This is a genomic window from Pseudomonas berkeleyensis, from assembly GCF_014109765.1.
Lineage (GTDB): Bacteria > Pseudomonadota > Gammaproteobacteria > Pseudomonadales > Pseudomonadaceae > Aquipseudomonas > Aquipseudomonas berkeleyensis.
In genome coordinates, this window is sequence record NZ_CP059139.1 from 3,888,493 (window position 1) to 3,908,593 (window position 20,101).

A 20,101-nucleotide genomic window follows, 5' to 3' on the forward strand; every position below is an offset into this window, starting at 1 on the left:
CAAAATGCTCATTTACAGCACGTAAACTGCGCTTTTTCGCCTGCTTTTTCCTTGCACTGACTGCCTCGCCTACGTTTTTCAACGGCCTGTCAGCCTGTGCTCGCTACACTTTCGACTGACGGACGCAACGATAGTGCCACGACCGCTTTGGCAGCGGCTCGGCATCCGTTACCATAGCCGGCTTTTTCACACGGGAGACAGGCATGGCGCAGTATCAACCGGGGCAACGCTGGATCAGTGACAGCGAAGCGGAATTGGGTTTGGGAACCATCCTCGCCGAGGACGGCCGCCTGCTCACCGTGCTCTACCCGGCCACCGGCGAAACCCGCCAGTACGCTACGCGCAATGCCCCGCTGACCCGTGTGCGCTTCGCCCCGGGTGACGAGATCACCCATTTCGAGGGCTGGAAGCTCACCGTGCAGGAAGTCGAGGATGTCGACGGCCTGCTGGTCTACCACGGTCTCAATGGTCAGCATCAGCCGGTCACCATGCCGGAAACCCAGCTGTCGAACTTCATCCAGTTCCGCCTGGCCAGCGACCGCCTGTTCGCCGGCCAGATCGACCCTCTGGCCTGGTTCGCCCTGCGCTACCACAGCCTGGAACACAACAGCCGTCTGCTGCAGTCGTCCCTCTGGGGCCTCGGCGGTGCACGCGCGCAACCGATCGCCCACCAGTTGCACATCGCCCGTGAAGTAGCCGACCGCATCGCCCCACGCGTACTGCTGGCCGACGAAGTGGGCCTGGGCAAGACCATCGAGGCCGGCCTGGTGATCCATCGCCAGCTGCTCTCCGGTCGCGCCAGCCGTGTGCTGATCCTGGTGCCGGAAAACCTGCAGCACCAGTGGCTGGTGGAAATGCGCCGGCGCTTCAACCTCGACGTGGCGCTGTTCGACGCCGAGCGTTTCATGGAAAGCGACGCCAGCAACCCCTTCGAAGACTGCCAGTTGGCGCTGGTCGCCCTGGAGTGGCTGAAGGACGACGAAAAAGCCCAGGACGCGCTGTTCGCCGCCGGCTGGGATCTGCTGGTGGTCGACGAAGCCCACCACCTGGTCTGGCACCCGGAACAGGCTAGCGCCGAGTATTCGCTGGTCGAGCAACTGGCCGAGGTCATCCCCGGCGTACTGCTGCTCACCGCCACCCCGGAACAGCTGGGCCAGGACAGCCACTTCGCTCGCCTGCGCCTGCTCGATCCAGCCCGTTTCCACGATCTACAAGCCTTCCGCGCCGAAAGCAGTCAGTACCGCCCGGTCGCCGAAGCCGTGCAGGAACTGCTCGATCAGGACAAGCTCAGCGTCCAGGCGCGTGATGCCATCGGCGGCTTCCTCGGCGATGAGGGCCGCAAGCTGCTCGAGGCCATCGATACTGGCGACAGCGAAGCCCGCGCCCGCCTGGTACGCGAACTGCTCGACCGCCACGGCACCGGCCGCCTGCTGTTCCGCAACACACGCGCCGCCGTGCAAGGTTTCCCCGAGCGCGAACTGCACCCCTACCCGCTGCCGAGCCCGGACGAATACCTGGAACTGCCGATCGGCGAACATGCCGAGCTGTACCCGGAAGTCAGCTACCAGGCGCAGGACGATGTCGACGAAGAGCAACGCTGGTGGCGCATCGACCCGCGCGTCGAGTGGCTGATCGACACCCTGAAGATGCTCAAGAAATTCAAGGTGCTGGTGATCTGCGCCCACGCCGAAACCGCACTGGATCTGGAAGACGCCCTGCGCGTGCGTTCCGGCATCCCCGCCACCGTGTTCCATGAGGGCATGAGCATCCTCGAGCGCGACCGCGCGGCGGCCTACTTCGCCGACGAAGAATTCGGCGCACAGGTGCTGATCTGCTCGGAAATCGGCTCCGAAGGCCGCAACTTCCAGTTCGCCCATCACCTGGTGCTATTCGACCTACCGGCTCACCCGGATCTGCTCGAACAACGCATCGGTCGTCTCGACCGGATCGGCCAGAAGCACCGCATCCAGCTACACGTGCCGTACCTGGAAAACAGCCCGCAGGAACGCCTGTTCCAGTGGTACCACCAGGCGCTGAATGCCTTCCTTGCCACCTGCCCGACCGGCAACGCCCTGCAGCACCAGTTCGGCCCACGCCTGCTGCCGCTGCTGGAAAACGGCGACGATGGCCAGTGGCAGCAACTGGTGGACGAAGCCACCGCCGAGCGCATCCGCCTGGAAGGCGAACTGCACAGCGGCCGTGACCGCCTGCTGGAACTGAACTCCGGCGGTGCCGGTGAAGGTGAAGCGCTGGTCGCAGACATCCTCGAGCAGGATGACCAGTTCACCCTGCCGATCTACATGGAAGAGCTGTTCAACGCCTTCGGCATCGACAGCGAAGATCATTCCGACAACGCCCTGATCCTGCGCCCCAGCGAAAAAATGCTGGACGCCAGCTTCCCCCTGGGCGACGACGAGGCGGTGACCGTCACCTACGACCGCGAGCAAGCCCTGGCCCGCGAAGACATGCAATTCCTCACCTGGGAACACCCCATGGTGCAGGGCGGCATGGATCTGGTGCTGTCCGGTTCGATGGGCAACACCGCCGTCGCGCTGATCAAGAACAAGGCGCTCAAGCCCGGCACCGTGCTGCTGGAGCTGCTCTACGTCAGCGAAGTGGTCGGCCCACGTAAATTGCAGCTGGGCCGCTTCCTGCCGCCAGCGGCGTTACGCTGCCTGTTCGATGCCAACGGCAACGACCTGGCCGCCAAGGTCGGCTTCGAAACGCTCAACGACCAGTTGGAAAGCGTACCACGCGCCAGCGCCAACAAGTTCGTCCAGGCCCAGCGCGATGTACTGGCCAAGCAGATCAACGACGCTGAAGCCAAAGTCATGCCGCGCCATATCGAGCGCGTGGCCGAGGCCAAACGCCGCCTGATCGCCGAACTGGACGAAGAACTGGCGCGCCTTATCGCACTACGCGCCGTCAACCCGAGCGTACGTGACAGCGAGATCGACGCCCTGCGCGAGCAACGCGAACAGAGCCTGGCGATGTTCGACAAAGCCGCCCTGCGCCTGGAAGCGATTCGCGTGCTGGTGGCGGGGTAACTCTCCCAGCGCCTCCGGTCGAGGCAGAAATCCCAAGATGACCTCGACCGGCGTGTACGCATTGCCCGCCTTTTGCGCAAAATTGCGCTTTTTTACTCGCGCAGCCTGCTAACCAGGCTGTGCAGGCGTAGCATTGGCGTCATCCGGGAGAACACGATGGCGCAATTCGAACACCTGCAGGTTTTTCAGAGCATGAGCCGCTCGCCCAACGCGCGGCTGCACGGTCTTGCCGAGCTAGGCAGTGGCATGGCCGTGGCGCGCTGGAGCAACGCCCACGATGCCCGCGACTACCTCGCCCCCAGCCATCACACTCTGTCGTGCTACCTCAGCGGTGGCACTGGCACCTTTCGTCGCGAGCGTCCGGGCGACAAGGGGGCACCAGACAGATTGTGCATCCTGCCGGCCGAACACCAATCCGCCTGGATCATCAATGGCGAAATCCAGCTGGCCCACCTTTATATCGAGCAAGAGCGCTTTGCTCTGGGCGCGGTCGCCCTGCTCGACCGTGAGCCGCGTAGCTTGCAACTGGAAGAAGCGACCTTTCTCGAAGATGCCGAGCAAGCCGCACGCTTTCGTCAGATCTGTGCGCTGGACTGGCAAGAGCCGGGCGAGCGCCTCCTGACCAGCAGTCTGGCCCATGCCCTGCTCGATCACGCCTTGCTGACCCAGGTTGGCCTGCGCCAGGGTCTGCGCCTGAAAGGGGGGCTGGCGCCGATACAGCGCAGACGCGTACGCGAATTCATCGAGCAGCACCTGGAAACGCCACTGCCGCTAAGCCAACTGGCATCACTCTGCGCCCTGTCGGAATACCACTTCGCACGCATGTTCCAGACCAGCTTCGGCCTGCCGCCGCACCGTTACGTGCTGGCACGACGCCTGGCTCGCGCCTGCCAGTTGCTACGCCAGCCGTCCTTGTCTCTGAGCGAGGTCGCGCTGAGCTGTGGCTTTGCCAGCTCCAGTCATTTCAGCAACCGCTTCCGCCAGGCACTCGGCGCGACGCCTGGGCAGTACCGCGCGGCATTTCTGTAGGGCGGGCGCAACCCGCCCTACTCGCCGAACGCCTGGGCACGCTCACGACAGCACGTCGGCAATCTCGCCACGACGCCTGCTAATCGCCTCACAGCTATGCGAAAATCTGCGGCTTTGCATTGCCACGGCTAAGTCATGCGTCCACTTCTCTGCGCGATGGGGCTTCGTTGATGCCCCTGGATATTCACCAGTTACGCCAGGAAGACTGGCGTTCCGAGTTTGGCGCCGGTGACCTGCGCCGTGGCATCGCCTACGCAGAAGAAAAACGCAGCAAACTGCTCAGCCTCAAGGACAACAGCTTGCTCGCCAGCTGCCGCGGCTCGGCCGGGCAGGTCTACCAGCAACGCATCACTCTGCACCCTTACGGCCGCAAATGGAGCGTGACTGGCCATTGCAACTGTCCTGTCGGTTTCAACTGCAAGCATGTGGTGGCCGCCCTGCTGACGCTGGAGGCCCAGCAGCGCGACGGCAACGATCTCTCGAGCATCATCGTGGTCAACAAGGAACTGGCAGAGACGCGCCTGGAAGGCATCGCCCCCATTGCCGTCCTCAGTCTTGGCAGCCAGGTACGCGTACATTTCGACGCGCGCAAAGGACGCATGCAGGAGCAGACCCAACACCGCGCCGCGCTGGCCTTCGACTATGCCGGCCATCGGGTCTTCGGCAAGCCCGCCAAGGATCTGGTCAAACGCCTGGATGGCGATACCAATCTGCGCGTCATCCGTGATGCCACGGCAGAGGCCACGCTGCGCAAACGCCTGGAAAGCCTCGGCCTGCAGGTGGCGTTGCGACAAAGCGAGGCGCTGCCGGCCGACGCTGGCGAGCCGTTCGAACTGGAGCGCGAACGCGACTGGCTGGATTTCGTCCAGCAGCGCTTGCCACAACTACGCGCCGAAGGCTGGCAAATCCATATGCGCCCGGACTTCCAGTACAACCTGGCCGAGGTCGACGACTGGTATGCCGAGGTCGAGGAAGATCCGCAGCAGAACTGGTTCGATCTTGAACTGGGCATCGAAGTGGAAGGCCAGCGTCTGAGCCTGCTGCCGATTCTGCTCCAGGCCATCCGCCGCACGCCCTGGCTGTTGGCGCCCGAAGCGCTGGCGCAGCGCTCGGATGAAGACCGCCTGCTGGTCAATCTGCCGCACGGAGGCAAGCGCATCGCCCTGCCCTTCGCTCGCCTCAAGCCGCTGCTGGCAACGCTCGGCGAGCTGTACTTTCGCGACCCCGGCGAAGATCACCTGCCGCTACGACTAGGCCGCGCCGACGCCGCACGCCTGGCCGAACTGGCTACAGGCCCTGCCCTGAGCTGGCAGGGTGGTGATGAACTGCGCGGCTTCGCCGAACGCCTGCAGCATCTTTCCGTCCGGGAAGTCGCTGCACCGCCAGGCTTGCGCGCCGAACTGCGCGCCTATCAACTGCAGGGCCTGAACTGGATGCAGACCCTGGCCGAGCTGCGCGTCGGCGGTGTGCTCGCCGACGACATGGGCCTGGGCAAGACCCTGCAGACCCTGGCGCATATCCTTTGCGAAAAACAGGCCGGGCGCCTGCAACAGCCAGCGCTGATCGTCATGCCCACCATCCTGATTCCCAACTGGCAGGATGAAGCCGCACGCTTCACCCCGGAGCTGCGCGTACTGGCCCTGCACGGCAACAAACGCAAGGTGTTGTTCGAGGAGATCGCTGCGCACGATCTGATTCTGACCACCTACGCCCTGCTACCGCGCGACCTCAAGGCACTCAATCAGCACCGTTATCGTCTGCTGATTCTCGATGAGGCGCAGAACATCAAGAACCCGCGCAGCAAGGCAGCCAGCGCAGCCTCGCAGGTACAGGCCGAACTGCGACTGTGCCTGACCGGTACGCCGCTGGAAAACCACCTGGGCGAGCTGTGGTCGCTATTCCACTTCCTCGTGCCCGGCTGGCTGGGCGATGCCAAGGCATTCACCCGCGACTACCGCACGCCCATCGAGAAGCGCGGCGACAGTCAGCGACTGGCTCATCTCAACGGTCGTATCCGCCCGTTCCTGTTGCGCCGAACCAAGGAACAGGTGGCTCGCGAGCTGCCGCCGAAGACCGAGATAACTCAATGGGTCGAGCTGACCCAGCTACAGCGTGACCGCTACGAAACCCTGCGCCTGGCCATGGATCAGAAAGTGCGCGACGAAATCGCTCGCCAGGGCTTGGCGCGTAGCCACATCGTCATCCTCGAGGCGTTGTTGCGGTTGCGCCAGAGCTGCTGCGATCTGCGCCTGCTGGGAGAAGACGGCACTCCATTGACTGCCAGTGATTCGGGCAAGCTCAGCGCCTTGCTGGATATGCTCGAAGAGCTGGTGGACGAAGGTCGCCGGGTGCTGCTGTTCTCCCAGTTCACCTCGATGCTGGCGCTGATCGAGCAGGAGCTGCAGGCGCGCAAGATCGCCTACGCCAAACTGACCGGTAGCACCCAAGATCGACGTACCCCAGTACAACGCTTCCAGGCCGGAGAATTCCCGGTCTTTCTGATCAGCCTCAAGGCCGGTGGCAGCGGACTCAACCTCACCGCCGCTGACACCGTGATCCACTTCGACCCCTGGTGGAACCCGGCAGCTGAGGCCCAGGCCAGCGACCGCGCCTACCGTATCGGCCAGGACAAACCGGTGTTCGTCTACAAGCTGATCGCTCGTGGCAGCGTCGAAGAGAAGATTCAGCAACTGCAACAAGCCAAGGCCAGCCTGGCCAAGGGCGTGCTGGAAGGCGGCGGCCAGGGCCAATGGCAACTGGATGAGGCCGACCTGGCAGCGTTATTCGCGCCACTCGGTTGATACTGGAAGGAATGCCAGATCCACAGCTCTGTAGCACTGCCTGGACGATACCGCCTACCAACCGCCGAGCCTGGCGAAACCTACCCGTGATTCTGGCTTATTTAATGACCCGCCCCACCACTTGCGTTCAACGATGAGCTCTGTCCACTACCGCTGCCTGCCGCCGTTGTTGCGGCCATTGGTCGACAAGTTCTACCGCGGCCATCGTTCGCCCATGCGCAGCAGGCCGGGCGATGAACTGTGGGTCGCCGAGAGTGAGGGTGAAATCATCGCTGCCCTCAACCTGCGTGTCGTGACCGGCGGTCAGTGGCTCACCGGCCTGTTCGTCGCCCCCGCGCGGCGGCATCAGGGCGTTGCCGCACAGCTGCTGCGTCACAGCCTCGCAGCGCATCCAGAGCCCGTCTGGCTGTTCTGCCACCCCGACCTGCGCACCTTCTATCAACGCCTGGACTTCGTCGACTGCCAGGTGCTTCCCTCTGAACTAGCCGAACGGCTGGCCCGCTACCAGCGCAGCAAGCCGCTAGTATCGCTGCGCGTTAACTAGACAGCCTGTCGCCTCGGGCAAAAATACTGGCACTTTGCTCAGGAATGCCCCTTGCCATTCGCGGTCAAAGCTCTGCATGCTTGCTCCATAACAACGAAAAGAAACGCTATGGCTATCCAGACCGCTCGTTTGCTGAAGCGCCTGCGCAATGATTTCCAGCTGTCGATCATCACCCTGATGGGGCTGTTCGGGGTCATCGGCATCTCCCCCTACGCCGTCTACCGCTTGATGACCGGCAACTACCTGGTCGGTCTCGCCGATACCGTCATCGTCTTCTCCACTTTGTTCGCCGTGCTCTACGCCTGGTTCACCCGTGACACGGTCAAACCCGGCATCTACCTGGCCGCTGTGTTCTCCGTCGGCGCCACGTTGATCGCCATCAACCTGGGGGTCAACGGCCTGTTCTGGATCTACCCGCTGATTCTCTTCAACTTCTTCATGGTCACCCCAGGCAAGGCCCTGCTGGCCACTGCCCTGGTGCTGGTCAGCCTGGTCAGCCATGCCCTGCTGGTGCCCGGCAGCGTGTTCGAAAGCCACTACCAGATGGTTTCGTTTCTGGTCACCTGCATGATGGCCAGCGTGCTCAGCTTCATCTTCGCCTTCCGCACCCGTACCCAGCGCGACCAACTGCAGCTGCTGGCCATTCATGACCCACTCACCGGGGCGCGCAACCGCCGGGCCATGAACGAAGAACTGAAGATCGCCATGGCCAGTCATCGCCGCCATAGCGACAACTACGGGCTGCTGGTAATGGATCTGGATCATTTCAAGCAGATCAATGACCGCTTCGGCCACCATGTCGGCGATCAGGTGCTGGTGGCTTTCGTCGAGCTGATCAAGCGCTGCTCGCGCAAGGAAGATCGTCTGTTCCGCTTCGGCGGGGAGGAGTTTCTCCTGCTGTTGCCCAACACCGAAATCGACGGCCTGCGCGCCGCTGCCAACAACCTGCTGGTGCGCGTCGAACAGGAGCTGAAAAGCCCGGGCGGCGCGGTCACCGTGTCCATCGGCGGAGCCATCCTGCACAGCGGCGAACATTGGGAAAGCTGGCTACAGCGCGCCGACGCCTGCCTTTACCGGGCAAAGAGCGAGGGACGTAATCGTGCGGTGATCGCCGGCATCCCGAGCCCCGTGGGTCACACCGCCGCGAGCCATTGAACGATCAGCGACTGCGCTGCTGCTGATAACTGCCGCTACCGGGCTGGCGTTCGATGATCAGCCCACCCGGATACTCGATGCTCTGCCGAATCCCGCCGCGTGTTTCGCTGGAATGGCTGCCGTAGCTGCTTTCCTGACGCACGCTGCCCTGCGGCAGACGTTGCCCGCCATAGAGGTTGTACTGCTCGTAACTCGACGAGCCCGAGACACTGCCACTGGCGCCTGGGCTGACGTAGCTCTTGGGAATCACACGAATAGTCTGCGGCTGGTCGGCAAACGCCGCACCGCAGACGGATGCCGCCAGGATCAACAGAATCGAGCGAATGAACATGAGCACCTCCCATCGATGCCGGGGCCAGGCGACTCACGCCTGCAGTCGAAACACTATCACCACATCTGCTTCGACAGCAGCGAACAGGAATGTGCGACCAGAAACGACAAAGGGTTGGCCGAGGCCAACCCTTTGAATCAACTGGTGCCGGAGATAGGAATCGAACCTACGACCTTCGCGTTACGAGTGCGCTGCTCTACCGACTGAGCTACACCGGCGATGACAAGCGCGCATTATGCGAGTTGCCGCGCTCGCGCTCAAGTCACCGGCGCATCAACTATCGAGCAGTTCGATACGATCGTCGTGGATGCGAATCAGGCCCTGCTTGTAAAGGCCGCCAATGGCCTTCTTGAAGTTGCCCTTGCTGACCCGGAATTGTTCGGCGATCAACTCTGGCGGGCTCTTGTCGCCCAGTGCCAGCACGCCATTCTGCGCCCGCAGGCGCTCGATGATCTGCTCGGCCAGGCCGCTGGCAGCCTCACGCCCAATGGGCTGCAAGCTCAGGCTGATCTTGCCGTCGGCGCGCAGCTCCTTGATGTAGCCCTTCTCGCGCATGCCATTGCGAATGAACTTGAACAGCTCGTTCTTGTGGATCAACCCCCAGTGCTTGCCATCGATGATGGCCTTGAAGCCAAGATCGGTACGCTCGACCACCAGCAGGTCGACTTCCTGGCCGACCTGGTAGTTGGCCGGCACTTTGTCCAGGTGACGATCCAGACGCGCAGTCGCGGTAAGGCGGCGGGTGTGCTTGTCCAGATAGAGGTAGATCACGCAGTAGTCGCCGATCTGCAGCGGGCGCTTCTCTTCGGAGTGTGGCAGCAGCAGATCCTTGGGCAGGCCCCAGTCGAAGAACAGGCCGACACGGTTGATGTCCACCACCTTGAGGCTGGCGAACTCACCGAGCTGGATCTTCGGTTTCAATGTAGTGGCGATCAGCTTGTCTTCGCTGTCGAGGTAGATGAACACATTGAGCCAGTCATCGACTTCGCTCGGCGTGTCCTTGGGGATGTAGCGCTTGGGCAGGAGGATTTCGCCGTCCGCGCCACCGTCCAGGTACAGACCGAAGTCGGTGTGTTTGACCACCTGCAAAGAATTCATGCGCCCAATCAAGGCCATCGTGTTTCACCTCGCCAAAACAGCCGGCCATTCTACCCGAGTTAGCGGGCTTCAGGGCTTGCTGCATGGTGAATCGACGGCCGGTCACGAAACGCCGTAAGTGCCTGGGAAACAAGCGATAAACTGCGACGAAAAGCGGCTTATGGATAGGCTTGTGGTAGGCATCAGGGCGATTAACCAAGCAGGAATGGGCCAGTTGAGGCATAATGGCCGGCCGCCCTTCTGAAAGAGATCAAGGTCATGGCCACTCTGCGCGTGAAGTCCTCCTCCAGCAAAGTCAGCAAACCCGCCCCTGCCGTGGAAACCCGCGAGTCCATCGAGGCGCAGATTGCAGCCTTCCTGCAAGGTGGTGGCGAGATCCAGCAGATCGCCAAAGGTGTCAGCGGTCAGACTTACGGCGGCACTCGCCAGATCACCATCAGCAAGAAGTGATCGCCTTGGGTGCAACAAGCGCACCCAGCCACTCCCCCCTCGTTAGGGGCACCTCTAAAAACTACCTACGTTGTCATCGCTGCGTTAAAAACAGGCTCAAAATGCTCATTTACAACTCGTAAACTGCGCTTTTTCGCCTGTTTTCGCCTTGCGCTGACTGCCTCGCCTACGTTTTTAGAAGCACCCCGTTACTCGCTCGCCAACCCCAGGCGTAGCAACTGCCCTTTCGGCGCATCCGTCAGCACGTAGATATAACCGTCCGGCCCTTGCCGCACGTCGCGCACGCGTGCGTTGAGCGACTCAAGCAAACGTTCCTCATGGACAATCTTGTCGCCATCGAGCTGCAGGCGTATCAGCGCCTGGCCCGAGAGCGCGCCGATGAACAGATTGTGCTGCCAGGCCGGGAAGCGCTCGGCATCGTAGAACGCCATACCACTGATAGCCGGCGATTTTTCCCAGACATGATGCGGCGGCTCGGTGCCTTCGAGCGTCTTGCCCTTGGCCTCGGGAATCGCCAGCATCGAATAGTTCACCCCATGCGTCGCCAGCGGCCAGCCGTAGTTCTTGCCGGCTTCGGGAATATTGATTTCATCGCCGCCACGCGGGCCGTGCTCGTGCGTCCACAGGCGACCACTCCAGGGGTTGAGCGCCGCACCCTGCTGGTTGCGATGGCCGTATGACCAGATTTCATCACGGGCACCGTCGCGACTCAGGAACGGGTTGTCATCGGGAATGCGTCCATCGGGGAAGATGCGCACCAGCTTGCCCTGCAACTTGTCGAGATCCTGCGCGGTGGGGCGATCATTGTTGTCACCCAGGGCGATGAACAGGTGGCCATCACGGTCGAACACCAGCCGCGAACCGAAGTGCGTACCGCTCGACAGCTTGGGCTGCTGACGGAAGATCACCTCGAAGCCCTCCAGTGCCGTGGCATCAGCCGACAACTTGCCACGCCCAACAGCCGTTCCCGCCGCCCCGTCGCCCGCCTCCGCGTAAGACAGATAGACCAACCGATCCTCGGCGAACTCAGGCGACAGCACCACATCGAGCAAACCACCCTGACTCACGGCGAAGACCTCCGGCACACCGCGCAGCGGCTCGGACACTTCACCTTCGGCGCTGACCCGGCGCAACGCACCAGGCCGCTCACTGACCAGATAACCCTGCCCGTCCGGCAGAAAGGCCACGGCCCAGGGGTTGGCCAGGCCTTCGGCAACGGTATGAACGTTCAACGGCCCCAGCTCGGTGGACAGCTGCCGGTCTTCGGCAACGCTGTACTGGCAACCGAACGAGGCGAGCAGAGCAAAGGCAGCAAGTGGCTTGAGGCGCAGCATCGTGGCATCTCCATGCGTCAGACAAGCGGCCATAGTGCAACAGGCGCCCAACGCCAGCAGCCCTGCAAAAGTTTCCTCAGGTTTCAGTCAGTCAGGTAGCGCCGCTCGATACGCCGGTACTCGCCAGACTCGCGCAAGATGCGCAGCCCCTGGTCGAAGCGCTGGCGCTGGTCGTCACGGCGAAAACCAACGCGGTATGGCGTAGGCGGGAATATCTCGAACCAGGCCAACGACTGGGTCACGTCGACCTGCTCGGCCACTTCCTGGTCGAAATGGCGAATGATGCGCTTGTCCCCCACCACGACCTCGGAGCGGCCACTGTAGAGCAGGCGGTTGCGATTGATCTGCAAAGCCTCTTCGCGATAGCGCGGGTTGTTCAAGGTCATGCGCTCGAACTCCGGCCCCAATAGCAGACGAGCACGCTGAAAGGCACTGACGGAGTATTGACCGAGATCGGATATGCGCTCGATGCGGTAACCGCGCTTGGCCAGTGACACAGCGACATTGTGGTAGTGGATGTAAACGTCCGAATAGAAGGCCTCTACGCCACTGCGCTCATGAGTCGTGGCGATGGCATCGATCTCGCCGCGCCGCAGCATCAGATGCAGGCGCTCGATCGGCGCGTAGTAAGCAGTCAGCTCGAACCCCGCATGTTGAGCGGCACGATCCACCAGCTCGTATTCCAGCCCCCGTGGCTCGCCCTCGAATACGTATGGCGGCTTGTGCGTGCCAAAACCGACATGCAGCACTTCTGCCGCAACCGTCGTACTCAGGCACGCCACCACTAAACCCAGCCACCCTCTGAGCATCATCAACCCCGTAATCGATCCCGGCAGAGCATAGACGGCTCAAGGTGGTCATCACCAGAGTGGATGCCAGCTGATTCATTCCGCTTTGCCTTATCGCAGCTAGACTGGCTCCACGCATTTTGCGCCTGCCTTCAGGAGACCAAGCCCATGCTCAAAGCCGAATACCAACACCGTGGCCCGGTGCCGCAAGACGTCATCAGCGCGGTGCAGCTGCAACTGCCAGAACCCGCCGCAGGGCAAGTTCGGGTCAAGGTACTGGCTGCACCGATCAACCCTTCCGATGTGCTGACCCTGACAGGCGCCTACGGCATGCTGCCGCCACTGCCGGCCGTTGGCGGCAACGAAGGTGTCGGCAAGGTCGAGGCACTCGGTGAAGGCGTCAGCCACTTCAAGGTCGGCCAGACCGTGCTGCTGCCGGTTGGCTGTGGTACCTGGGTCACCGCCTTGAATGCTCCGGCAGACAAACTGATTCCGCTGCCGGATGCCGACCCGCTGCAACTGGCGATGCTCACCGTCAACCCACCGACCGCCTCGCTGCTGCTCAGCGAATTCGTCGACCTCAAACCTGGCGATTGGGTGATCCAGAACGCCGCCAACTCGGGCGTCGGCAGCTACCTGATCCAGCTGGCCAAGCTGCGCGGCTTCAAGACCATCAACGTGGTACGTCGTGAGTCGGCTGTCGCCGCAGTCGAAGCCGAGGGCGGCGACCTGGTGCTGGTCGATGGACCGGATCTGGCCAAGCGCGTACGCGCGGCCACCGGTGGCGCCGAAGTGCGTCTGGGCATCGATGCGGTCGGCGGTGTCAGCACCGACAATCTGGCAGCTACGCTGGCCAACGGTGGCGTACTGGTGAACTACGGCATGATGAGCGGCCAGGCCTGCGAGGTATCGCCGGCCTCGTTCGTATTCCGCGACGTGACCCTGCGCGGCTTCTGGCTGGCCAAATGGTTCCAGCAAGCCAACCAGGCGCAACAGATGAAGGTATTCGGTGAACTGGTGCAGTTGATCGCCAGCGGCAAGCTGAAGACCCGTGTCGCCGCCACCTATGACCTGGCACATATCAAGGATGCCGTGGCGGCAGCCGCCAGCGGCGAGCGTGACGGCAAGATTCTGTTGGTGCCCTGACGATTGGTGCGCGCCCTAGCGTCATAGGGCGCGCCCAATACCTCACCCGAGGGCGCATGATGCACCGCTGGATAGCGGCGTACTGTCTGCGGCGAGTACGCCCTACGCAGGGTGCGCCGCACTCCCCTTCAAGCCGGAACCGCCCTGGCCAAGCCCTCACGCATCCGCAGCGCATCGTGCTGGAAGCAACGTGCCGCCTGCAGCAATGCCAACAGGGTCAGGAACAACGCAACCGGGATCAACACCATCGCATCATGCAGGCCAACGGCCTTGAACGTCTCGGTCATCTCGCTGGCACCTGCCGCATGCATCGCCGCCTGTGCGTAGTGATCAGACAGCCAGCCAACCGCCAGTGGGCCAAGGCCCCCACCCAGCAGGTACAGACCGGCGAAGAACAGCGCCATGGCGGTAGCCCGCAAACGCGGCTCGATCACATCCTGAATCGCCGTGTAGACGCAGGTATAGAAGTTGTAGGAGAACAGCCAGCCCAGGCTGAACACCCCGACGAACACTGCCGTATCGATTCGTCCTGCGCTTAGCGCCCAACCGGTGCAGATACAGGCCACCAGCATGCTGACAGCGGCGAACAGCAGTCGGCCATTGGCCCAGCGCTGATGCACCTTGTCGGCGACCCAACCACCCAGCGTCAGGCCGAACAGACCGGTAAATCCGACGATCACCCCGGTAGCCATCGCCGCATCCTGCAGACCCAGGCCGAAGTAGCGCTGCAGCATCGGCACCATGAACGAATTGCAGGCATAGGCGGCGAAGTTGAACGCCAGGCCCGCCAGCACCAGCCACCAGAAGGTGCGGATTGCCAGCACCGTGCGCAGCGGCTTCTCCACTGGCGCGCTGCTGACCCGCGTCGTCTCCGCCGCGCCACGAACCGGCTCGCGAATGAAGAACAGGAACAGCGCCAGAATCAGCCCCGGCACGGCGGCGATCAGAAACGGCGCACGCCAGCTGCCGAATGCCTGCACCATGGCGCCGATGGTGAAGAACGCCAGCAGCAGCCCCAGCGGCAGGCCAAGCATGAAGAGCCCCATGGCCCGCGAACGCTTGTGGGCAGGAAACAGATCACCGATCAGGGAGTTGGCTGCCGGTGCATAACTGGCCTCACCGATGCCCACGCCCATGCGAATCAGCAGAAAGCTCCAGAAATTCCAGGCCATGCCGTTGAGCGCCGTCAGGCCACTCCAGGCGGCCAGCCCCCAGCCCATGATCTTGCGCCGCGCGCCGGTGTCGGCCATCCGTCCAAGCGGAATGCCGGCCAGGGCATAGACGATGGTGAAAGCGGTGCCGATCAGACCGAGCTGCAAATCGCTCAGGTTCCACTCCAGGCGTATCGGCTCGATGATGATGGCAGGAATGGTGCGATCGAAGAAGTTGAACAGGTTGGCAAGGAAAAGCAGGAACAGAATGCGCCAGGCATTCGTGGCTTGCTGATTGGGCTGCATGGCAACGTCTCTTTTTTGTTGTCCGCGTGCGGCCTACACCGGTGGCGCCTACCTTGGCAGCACCAGCCGAACGCTGGGACGGGCAATCTAGAGGCTTTGCCCGGCTTTGTCTGCGACCATTCGCTAGGTTTATGCAGAGCGATGTTGAGCGATGCCAATCTGCCTCATATCCGGGCGGAATAAGGCGCGGTGCTTTTTTCCGTGCTAGAACCAATGGGGTTGGTCATTTTATGGCCAATAGCCAACACCCACTGACTCGCCCGGACTGTCACCGATGAAAACTAAAAAAGACGCCGTAGCCCCCGCCAAGGAAGCCACCCTGGCCGATCTCGCCGACACCCTGCTGGCGCCGCCCGCGCTGCCGGTGCACAGCGACAGCGGCGAGCAGTACCTGTACTTCACCGAGCGCGACATCGAGCGCATCCTCGATAACCTCGATGGCCTGCGTAACCTGGTGTTCCCCTTGGGCGAGCCGCTGGACGACAGCGACTCCAGCCGCATCCAGCAGTTTCCCTCGGTGTGCCTGATCGGCCTCGGCCGCTGCGGCTCGAACATCGCTCTGGACGTCGCCTCTCTGGTCTACAACGCACGCCAGTTCTACCTGGAGGAGTTTCACAGCGAAGCCACCGCCGCCATCGAGCAGGCCTCGCGCCCCAGCCGCTGGATTCGCAGCAACCTGCTGCGTGCGCCGAGCAAGAGCAGCAAGCCGGTCTTCCTGATCGAACCGCTGGTGATGCTCGGGGATCTGGACAAGGACATCGAAGGGCGCATCCGCTTCTCGCGTAAAGGAGAAACCAGCGGTTTTCTCAACGACTACAGCAAGATGAAGATCATGGATCTGTCCGAGGTGCATGCCGGCGGCGCTGGCAATGCACCGATCCTCGGTCAGTACCTGGCCAAGATCATCCTCAACAAGGACACCCAGCGCTTCACCAACGAGGACTGGAAGTTCATCCACAGCTACCTGATCGACTCCTGCGGGATCAAGGCCAACCAGTCGCGCCTGTACTTCTACATCTTCAGCGCCGGTGGCGGCACCGGCTCGGGCATGGCCTCGGAGTTCGGCCTGGCGCAGCAGTTTGCCTACATGAGCAAGACCTTCGATATCAAGGCACCGGATGACGCTGAGGGCGCGCGCGACCGCGGTTTCGTCTTCGAGCCGATCTTCACCAGCGGCATCTGCATCCTGCCGAACATCTCCGACCAGCGCAGCGAGATGTCCGAAGCGCTGCACATCAACGCCGGACGCCTGCTGTGCAAGTACCTGGCCGAGGAATGGGACTTCTCCTACAACTTCGACAACGAGCAGAGCAGCGCCGAGAGCGTGATGCGCCGCATCCGCCCGTGGAACGCCATGATGCTGATCTCCAACGACATCATGCGCTACGCCGAGGAAAGCGGTGACGGCAGCATCCACCACCTCGACGTGACCGCCATGGAGCGCCACGCCAACCAGTACATCTCGCAGCAGATCTTCAACATCCTCACCGCTCAGGCAGTGACCAGCGACTACGACCAGAACTACTTCCGCCGCGCGGGCATCGACATCGGCGAGACCATCCGCCTCGACGCCAATGACCTGTTCATGAGCCTGGCCGGCCCGGTGGCCGTGGCCTACGCCGAGTCCGTGGTGCCCGAGCAATCGGCTCAGCTGTCAGAGAAATTCCGCGTGCTGGACAAGGAGCAGCACCCACCGCGACTGAACATCGACGACCTGTTCTTCCGCTCCATCGACCTGCCGCACTTCAACAAGGTCACCCAGGCCATCGAAGGCATCAGCCTGCTGCCGATCGAGTCCAAGCGCTATCGCCAGGCGCTGGAGCAGTACAAGTCCAGTGGCTACGACGCCAGCCAATTGAGTGACCTGCACTTCTTCAAGAACTGCTCCTCGGTGGTGTCCATCGTCTCGCTACCCAAGGACTACAAGCTGTCCTACATGGATCTGAACCGGCTCAAGACCCACCTCAACAACCTCTTCCCCAACACCACGCTCAAGCGCTACGCGCTGGTGATCGGCGCCTCGGCCAACCTGTCGCTGACCACCCTGATCGTCAAGAGCCCGTGCCTGTCGGACGACTTCCTGACCCTGATCGTCGCCTACATCAAGCGCTGCTTCGCCCGCGACCAGTACCGCTTCGACGACAGCCTGGACGACGCCATGCTCGATTTCATCGTCGCCGAACGCTTCAACGAGGCGCAGCTCGACAGCATGCTCAACGAATACGAAGACCCGGCGAAGATCCTCGACACCAACTGGTATGCGATCAAACCGATGTACGAGAAGAAGTACCGCGAGTTGATCCATGACGCCGAGAAATTCGTCTCGATCAACGACATCCGTCTATCGCGCGAAAGCGTCAAACAGGCGATCAAGTATCTGCGCGAGATCTACCGCCATCGTATCGGCAAGACACGGGTGATCTCGCTCAACGACTACGGAAAATAGGTGGCTTGTCAGAGCGCGTGAAAACGTAGCGAAGCCAGGTCAGGCAAGGGGAAAACGGGGGCAAAGTGCCGTTTACGAAGGTAAACGAGCATTTTGCGCCGATTCTTAACGCAGCATGGCCGAGCGCAGTCGTTTTCACGCGGCCTGCGTGCTTGTGCTTCACTGAGAAGGGCACGCTAGCCGCTGCCAAGCGGGGTGACTATGGAAGGACTTTCGATCCGCTTTCTCGCTGACCTGCCAGAGCAGGGCCAGCTCCTGCTCGACTGCAGCCACGATCCCTGGCTGGTGCTGCTGTCGTACGTCATCGCCAGCGTCGGCAGCCTCAGCACACTGACCATCGCCAAGCACCTCGATCATGTACAGAGACGCGGCATGCGCCTGGCCTGGGGCGTGGTCGGCGGTTTGTGCCTGGCGGGCGCAATCTGGTCCATGCACTTCATCGGCATGCTGGCGTTCCAGGCGCCTGTCGCCATCCGCTATGACCTGGCCACCACCGTGCTGTCGCTACTGGTAGCCCTGGCCGCCGCCCTGCTCGCCTTGTACTGCATGGCCCTGCCGCGTCCCGGCCTGGATCGGCAACTGCTGGCCGCCGTGATCATCGGCTTGGGCATCACCGCCATGCATTACACCGGCATGGCGGCGATCCGCTCGCATGCCGAGGCCTACTACCATGGCGGCTTGTTCACCCTGTCCATCGTCATCGCCATCAGTGCCAGCTTCGCCGCGCTGCAACTGAACCGCTACGTGCGCTACGGCTCATCGCGGCGCCAGCGTTGGCTGAAGTATTCCGCGGCACTGGTGATGGGGGCAGCCATCGCGTCGATGCACTACACGGGCATGGCCGCACTTCATCTGGTGGTGCCGGATGGAACGCCACTGGAACTGCGCAGCGCCGATAACAGCGTGCAACTGGTCGTGATCGTCGCCTCGATCACCCTGCTGATCCTCACCCTGAGCCTGGCCGCCGCCTGGGCCGGGCGCAAACTGGACGACAAGGAACGCGACCTGCAGCGGGTCAACAACCTGCTGGTGCAGCTGGATCAGGCCAAGGCCTCGCTGGAACAGGTGGCGCATTTCGATCCGCTGACCGAGCTGCTCAACCGCCGTGGTTTCAACCGGGTTTTCGCTGCCACGCTGGAAGAACATGCCGTCACCGGACGCACCCTGGCGGTGATGTTTCTCGATATCGATCACTTCAAACGGATCAACGACACCCTTGGCCACGATGCCGGCGATGAATTGTTACGCGTGGTGGCGCAGCGCATCCGCACCGCCCTGCGCGAGCGCGACATCATTTCCCGCTTCGGCGGTGACGAGTTCTGCGTGGTCGCCAGCCTCGACAGCAACGCCGACCCACGTGCCCTGGCCAACCGCATGCTGGAGCAGATGAAAGAACCGATCAGCCTGGCCGGACGCAAAATCGTGATGACCACCAGCGTCGGCATCAGCCTGTTCCCGCAGGATGGCAACAGCGCCGATGAATTGCTCAAGCACGCGGATCTGGCGCTCTATCAATCCAAGGGCAGCGGGCGCAACGTGGTGCATTTCTTCAACCCGCATCTGAAACAGAAAGCCTCGTTCGAGCTGCAACTGGAAGAGGATCTGCGTCAGGCATTGCAACAGGACGATGGCCTGACCCTGTTCTACCAGCCAATCATCGATCTTGGCAGCGGCGGCCTGAGCAAGCTGGAAGCCCTGGTGCGCTGGCATCACCCCCAACATGGCCTGCTCACGCCGGAGCGCTTCATCGCCATCGCCGAAGCCAACGGCTTCATCGACCAGCTCGACAACTGGGTACTGCGCCGCGCCTGCCTTGACCTCAACAGCCTGGATCACATGGGGTATCCGGGCCTGAAGATCGCGGTCAACTGCTCGGCGCTCAACCTGGCCAACGACCAGTTGCACGGCCGTATCGAGCAGTTGCTCAACAGCACCCGATGCCCCGCGCATTGCCTGGAACTGGAGGTGACCGAGAGTGCGCTGCTGAGCAATATAAACCGCGCCATCGGCCTGCTGGAAAACATCCGTGCGCTGGGCGTAAGCCTGTCCATCGACGACTTCGGCACCGGCTATTCGTCCCTCGCCTACCTGCGCCGTCTGCCGCTGGACACATTAAAGGTCGACCGCTCCTTCATTCAGGACATCGTCGATTCGAGCCAGGATCGTGAAATCGTCCACGCCATTATCGCCATGGCTCACGCCCTGCACCTGAAGGTGGTCGCCGAAGGCGTGGAAACCGCCGAACAGCTGGCGTTCCTGCAGGAACGCGGTTGCGATCAGGTACAGGGCTATCTGTTCAGCAAACCGGTGCCACTGGAAGAGATCGTCACCCTCTTCCCACCGCATTACCGCCCGCTGGAACGCGTGGGTACGAGGTTCTGACCTCGACCATCAGCCCTGTAGGGTGCGCCATGCGCACCGAACCAAATACCGACTACCGATCCAGCCGACAACCATGCGAATCGCGGTGCGCAC

The 20,101-nt window shown here is 62.3% G+C and carries 14 protein-coding genes and 1 tRNA gene; 9 read left to right on the plus strand and 6 right to left on the minus strand.

Annotation, left to right across the window (positions count from 1 at the left end; translation table 11 throughout):
• Positions 1-203: 203 nt before the first annotated feature.
• The 5 genes from rapA (at position 204) to HS968_RS18020 (ending at position 8,576) form a co-directional block, all read left to right on the plus strand.
• Positions 204-3,047, plus strand: coding sequence for an RNA polymerase-associated protein RapA (gene rapA, locus HS968_RS18000; RefSeq protein ID WP_182367830.1), 2,844 nt, complete (start codon positions 204-206; stop codon positions 3,045-3,047).
• 156 nt (positions 3,048-3,203) lie between these two features.
• Positions 3,204-4,076: an AraC family transcriptional regulator gene (locus tag HS968_RS18005; RefSeq protein ID WP_119692995.1), complete on the plus strand. Its 873-nt coding sequence runs from the start codon at positions 3,204-3,206 to the stop codon at positions 4,074-4,076.
• Between the two features lie 170 nt (positions 4,077-4,246).
• Entirely contained in the window at positions 4,247-6,877 is a 2,631-nt protein-coding gene (locus HS968_RS18010; RefSeq protein ID WP_182367832.1) for a DEAD/DEAH box helicase, read from the plus strand.
• A 133-nt stretch (positions 6,878-7,010) separates the two neighbouring features.
• Positions 7,011-7,421: a GNAT family N-acetyltransferase gene (locus HS968_RS18015; protein ID WP_182367835.1), complete on the plus strand. Its 411-nt coding sequence runs from the start codon at positions 7,011-7,013 to the stop codon at positions 7,419-7,421.
• Positions 7,422-7,529: 108 nt separating this feature from the next.
• Positions 7,530-8,576, plus strand: coding sequence for a GGDEF domain-containing protein (locus tag HS968_RS18020; RefSeq protein ID WP_182367838.1), 1,047 nt, complete (start codon positions 7,530-7,532; stop codon positions 8,574-8,576).
• A gap of 4 nt (positions 8,577-8,580) precedes the next feature.
• Here the strand turns inward: HS968_RS18020 and HS968_RS18025 are convergent, their stop codons facing one another.
• From HS968_RS18025 to HS968_RS18035, 3 genes are all read right to left on the minus strand, one after another.
• On the minus strand, positions 8,581-8,907 hold the full coding sequence (locus HS968_RS18025) for a hypothetical protein (RefSeq protein WP_119692999.1): 327 nt from the start codon (positions 8,905-8,907) through the stop codon (positions 8,581-8,583).
• 142 nt (positions 8,908-9,049) lie between these two features.
• Positions 9,050-9,125 (minus strand) — tRNA-Thr (locus tag HS968_RS18030).
• A gap of 55 nt (positions 9,126-9,180) precedes the next feature.
• The gene (locus tag HS968_RS18035; protein ID WP_119693000.1) at positions 9,181-10,023 is read right to left on the minus strand and encodes a CvfB family protein; all 843 of its coding nucleotides are present in this window, start codon (positions 10,021-10,023) and stop codon (positions 9,181-9,183) included.
• A gap of 240 nt (positions 10,024-10,263) precedes the next feature.
• On the opposite strand from HS968_RS18035, the gene HS968_RS18040 reads away from it, so the two are divergent.
• A complete protein-coding gene (locus HS968_RS18040) occupies positions 10,264-10,455 on the plus strand; it encodes a hypothetical protein (protein WP_003462311.1) in 192 nt (63 codons plus the stop codon).
• A 188-nt stretch (positions 10,456-10,643) separates the two neighbouring features.
• Here HS968_RS18040 and HS968_RS18045 read toward each other — a convergent pair whose 3' ends face one another.
• Positions 10,644-11,789, minus strand: a complete 1,146-nt coding sequence (locus HS968_RS18045; protein WP_182367841.1) for a PQQ-dependent sugar dehydrogenase — start codon at positions 11,787-11,789, stop codon at positions 10,644-10,646.
• 83 nt (positions 11,790-11,872) lie between these two features.
• The gene (locus HS968_RS18050) at positions 11,873-12,598 is read right to left on the minus strand and encodes a substrate-binding periplasmic protein (RefSeq protein ID WP_182367844.1); all 726 of its coding nucleotides are present in this window, start codon (positions 12,596-12,598) and stop codon (positions 11,873-11,875) included.
• A gap of 147 nt (positions 12,599-12,745) precedes the next feature.
• Between HS968_RS18050 and HS968_RS18055 the strand changes: the two genes are divergently transcribed.
• On the plus strand, positions 12,746-13,723 hold the full coding sequence (locus HS968_RS18055; RefSeq protein ID WP_182367847.1) for a zinc-dependent alcohol dehydrogenase family protein: 978 nt from the start codon (positions 12,746-12,748) through the stop codon (positions 13,721-13,723).
• A 128-nt stretch (positions 13,724-13,851) separates the two neighbouring features.
• Here HS968_RS18055 and HS968_RS18060 read toward each other — a convergent pair whose 3' ends face one another.
• Positions 13,852-15,180 (minus strand): spinster family MFS transporter, encoded by a 1,329-nt coding sequence (locus HS968_RS18060; protein ID WP_182367849.1) that lies wholly within the window; start codon positions 15,178-15,180, stop codon positions 13,852-13,854.
• 274 nt (positions 15,181-15,454) lie between these two features.
• Between HS968_RS18060 and HS968_RS18065 the strand changes: the two genes are divergently transcribed.
• Positions 15,455-17,626, plus strand: coding sequence for a hypothetical protein (locus HS968_RS18065; RefSeq protein ID WP_182367852.1), 2,172 nt, complete (start codon positions 15,455-15,457; stop codon positions 17,624-17,626).
• Positions 17,627-17,827: 201 nt separating this feature from the next.
• Complete coding sequence (locus HS968_RS18070; RefSeq protein ID WP_182367855.1) at positions 17,828-20,008, plus strand: putative bifunctional diguanylate cyclase/phosphodiesterase; 2,181 nt, start codon at positions 17,828-17,830, stop codon at positions 20,006-20,008.
• Positions 20,009-20,101 lie beyond the last annotated feature (93 nt).